Annotated in this window: 4 protein-coding genes; all 4 read left to right on the forward strand. The window is 69.7% G+C overall.

The window, feature by feature from the left end; translation table 11 throughout:
• The first annotated feature begins 152 nt into the window (after positions 1-152).
• Positions 153-1,079 carry a CbbX protein gene (gene cbbX, locus P409_RS28785; protein ID WP_034846525.1) on the forward strand — a complete coding sequence of 309 codons (927 nt, stop codon included), beginning with the start codon at positions 153-155 and terminating at the stop codon, positions 1,077-1,079.
• A complete protein-coding gene (gene rpe / locus P409_RS28790) occupies positions 1,076-1,732 on the forward strand; it encodes a ribulose-phosphate 3-epimerase (RefSeq protein WP_034846526.1) in 657 nt (218 codons plus the stop codon). Before cbbX ends, rpe begins: the two co-directional genes overlap by 4 nt.
• 171 nt (positions 1,733-1,903) lie before the next feature.
• Positions 1,904-3,214, forward strand: coding sequence for a lipase family protein (locus tag P409_RS28795; protein ID WP_052121522.1), 1,311 nt, complete (start codon positions 1,904-1,906; stop codon positions 3,212-3,214).
• 31 nt (positions 3,215-3,245) lie between these two features.
• A partial coding sequence (locus tag P409_RS28800) for an HAD family hydrolase (RefSeq protein WP_034846530.1) occupies positions 3,246-3,862 on the forward strand: 617 nt, incomplete at its 3' end.

Here is a 3,862-nt window from a genome sequence, read left to right on the forward strand (position 1 = left end):
GGGGGTTGTCGATGACAAGCACCGCCGCGGCGGTGTCCGGCCTCGACGGCACCCAGCCTGAAGCACCCCGCGCCGGCTCCCTTCGGCGCCGAACCCCCTCCCCTACCCCCTCCCGCGAGGGGAGGAGGGACTCAATGAGCCAGAGGCCCGCCATGACCGAAGCCGCAATCGCCCTGCCGCCGGCCGACACCCGCATCGACCTCGCCCGGGAGTTCGAGGAGACCCGGATCGACGAGGTGTTCGAGGCGCTGGACCGCGAGCTGGTCGGCCTCGTCCCGGTCAAGACCCGGATCCGCGAGATCGCCGCCCTGCTGCTGGTCGAGCGCATCCGCCGCCGCCTGGGCCTCGGCGCCGAGGCGCCGACCCTGCATATGAGCTTCACCGGCAACCCCGGCACCGGCAAGACCACCGTCGCCCTGCGCATGGCCGACATCCTGCACCGGCTCGGCTATGTCCGGCGCGGACACCTGGTATCGGTCACCCGCGACGACCTGGTCGGCCAGTACATCGGCCACACCGCGCCGAAGACCAAGGAGATCCTGAAGCGGGCGATGGGCGGGGTGCTGTTCATCGACGAGGCCTACTACCTGTACCGGCCGGAGAACGAGCGCGACTACGGCCAGGAGGCGATCGAGATCCTGCTGCAGGTGATGGAGAACCAGCGCGAGGATCTGGTGGTGATCGTCGCCGGCTATGGCGACCGGATGGAGAAGTTCTTCACCAGCAACCCCGGCTTCCGCTCGCGCATCGCCCATCATGTCGAGTTCCCGGATTTCTCGGAGGAGGAGCTGATCGCGATCGGCGAGGGCATGCTGGCGCGGCAGAACTACCGGTTCAGCCCGGAGGCACTGCAGGCCTTCCGCGACTATGTCGCCCGCCGCATCCGCCTGCCGCATTTCGCCAACGGACGGTCGATCCGCAACGCGCTGGACCGCGCCCGGCTGCGCCAGGCCAACCGGCTGGTGCGGGAGATGCCGCCCGACCTGACGGTCGAGGATTTCGTCACCCTGGCCGAGGCCGACATCCGCGCCAGCCGCGTGTTCTCGGCCGAACCGCCGGACCAGGAGGCCAAGCTGTGAGTGTCGTCATCGCCCCCTCGATCCTGTCCGCCGATTTCGCCCGACTGGGCGAGGAGGTGCGCGCCATCGTGGCCGCCGGCGCCGACTGGATCCATATCGACGTGATGGACGGGCATTTCGTGCCCAACCTGACGATCGGGCCCGACGTGGTGAAGGCGCTGCGGCCGCACAGCGACCGGGTGTTCGACGTGCATCTGATGATCGCCCCCGCCGACCCGTATCTGGAATCCTTCGCCAAGGCGGGGGCGGACGTCATCACCGTGCATGCCGAGGCCGGGCCGCATCTCGACCGGTCGCTGCAGCACATCCGGTCCCTGGGCAAGCAGGCCGGGGTGGCGCTGTGCCCGGCGACGCCGGCGGACGCCGTGGCCCATGTGCTGGACCGGCTGGACCTGATCCTGGTGATGACGGTCAATCCCGGCTTCGGCGGCCAGGCTTTCATCCCGGCGATGGCGGAGAAGATCCGCCGGATCCGCGCCATGATCGGCGACCGGCCGATCCGGCTCGAGGTCGATGGCGGGGTGACGCCGGAGACGGCGGCGGTGGTGGCCGCGGCCGGCGCCGACACACTGGTCGCCGGCTCCGCCGTGTTCCGCGGCGGCCCGGCCGCCTATGAGACGAACATCGCCGCCATCCGGGAGGGCGCCCGATGACCGTGCCCGCCCCTTGTCGCCCGATCGTCACGACAATGCGGTTGCATTCTTTTGTGAAATACTTCCTACTGGCGCCGGCGGTATCCGCGCCAGTACTCGCCCAGACATATGATATAATTCGAAAGTATTTTTCCTTTTTTGTTGGCGCATTTATACAAAGGGATTTCCGTCATGCCGGACTATTCAACCACGCAGATCATGATGACCCTGGCGTCACTGGCGCCGGACGGGGCCACGAAGCGGCCTTCGGGCGAGACCTCGGACCAGCATGTCGCCCGGATCAGCAAGGGCCTCACCGCCCAGCTGGCCGAGCCCGGCCTGGCCACCCAGGGCCAGTGGAGCCTGCGCTGGGTCGGGCTGACCCAGGACGGCGCCAACCTGGCCTATCTCGCGCAAGGGCCAGACGACAGCAACGGCTCCGTCTACGCGCTGGTGCTGCGCGGCACGGTGATGGGCGACCTGACCGACCTGGCGGAGGACATGCAGGTCGGGCAGATGGTGGATTTCAAGGCCGGCGGAAAGCCGCCCAACGGGCCGCAGCCCAGGATTTCCCAAGGGGCGAAGCTGGCGTTCGACCACATCCTGAGCGCCGATCTGCTGACGCAGTTCGCGGTCCCGGGGCGGTGCCGCACGCTCTATGTCGTCGGCCACAGCCTGGGCGGGGCGATGGCGACCACGGTCGCGTTGTTCCTGCAGCAGCAGGTCTCGGACAAGGTGGCGTCGATCGGCAGGATCCTGCCCTACACCTTTGCCGCCCCGACCTCGGGCGACGCCGCCTTCGCCGCCTGGTTCGACCAGCAGTTCCCGGACGCCGTCTGCGTCTACAACAAATACGACGTGGTGCCGAACGCCTGGGCGACCCTGGCCTCCCTCCCGCAGGACTGGCAGACCAACCCCTTCTATCCCGGGCCGACGAGCACCCCGCCGGGACCCGGCCCGACCGCCACGCCGGACAACGATGTGGGCCAGCAGATCGCGTCGACCGCCGCCGGGACCAAGGGCAACGTCTATGTCCAGCCGAAGCAGCAACCGCCGCTGAACAGCGGGCCGTCGCCAACATTCCTGCCCTCCTATCCCCCGGCCGTCACTTCGCCGGTGGACCAGTTCAAGATACAGCTCGGGTTCCAGCACGACAGCAACACCTATCTGGGGCTGCTCGGCGCCCCGCGCGTCCCGTCCTACGTCCCCGCGGTCGCCTCGGTCAGCCCGACCAGCGGCCCCGTGACCGGCGGCACTTCGGTGACGATCCTGCCGCCGCCGAAGTCGAGCTTCACCCCCGACTGCGTCGTGGATTTCGGCATCATCGCGGCGAAGTCGCAGACCGTGGCCCAGGACGGGTCCAGCATCACCGCGGTGTCCCCCGGCGGCTTGGGCACGGTCGACATCCGGGTGACCAACATCTACGGCACCTCGGCGGCCGTTCCGGCCGATCCGAATCTGAGCGGCAACGACTACAGCGACAAGTTCAGCTTCAGTTTCTAGGGCCTGCACAGGGCGATGAGGAGGGCCGGCCATGAGCCTGGTCCTCCCTTCTCGCCCTCGCGCCGTCGTGTTCGACCTGGACGGCACCCTGGTCGACAGCGTCGCCGATGTCGCCGCCGCCCTGGCCGCAGTGCTGCGCGAGGCCGGCATCCACCCGCTGTCCGAGGACGAGGTCCGCGGCCTGATGGGCCATGGCGCGCCCGGCCTGCTGCGCGGGGCGCTGCGGCTGCGGCATTGCGATTCCGGGGAGGCCGAATGGATGACCCGCCGCTTCCTCGACCGCTACGCCGCGGCGCCGGCGGCGCGCAGCACCGCCTATCCCGGCGCGGTCGAGGCGGTGGCGGCGCTGGCTGCCGCCGGGATCCCGGTCGGCATCTGCACCAACAAGGCGGCCTGGACGGCCCGCGCGGTGCTGCGGGCGCTGGGCTTCGCACCGCATCTCGGCGCCGTGGTCGGCGGCGACAGCGGCCACGGCATGAAGCCGGACCCGGCGCCGCTCTTGGCCTGCATCGCCGCCCTCGGCGCCGTACCGGAGGAGACGGTCTATCTCGGCGATCACCATGTCGACGTCGCCACGGCAAGGGCGGCCGGGGTGCGGGTGCTGGCCGTGCCCTTCGGCTATGGCGACGTCGCGGCGCTAGGAGCCGG

This window comes from Inquilinus limosus MP06 (assembly GCF_000767795.1).
Lineage (GTDB): Bacteria > Pseudomonadota > Alphaproteobacteria > DSM-16000 > Inquilinaceae > Inquilinus > Inquilinus limosus_E.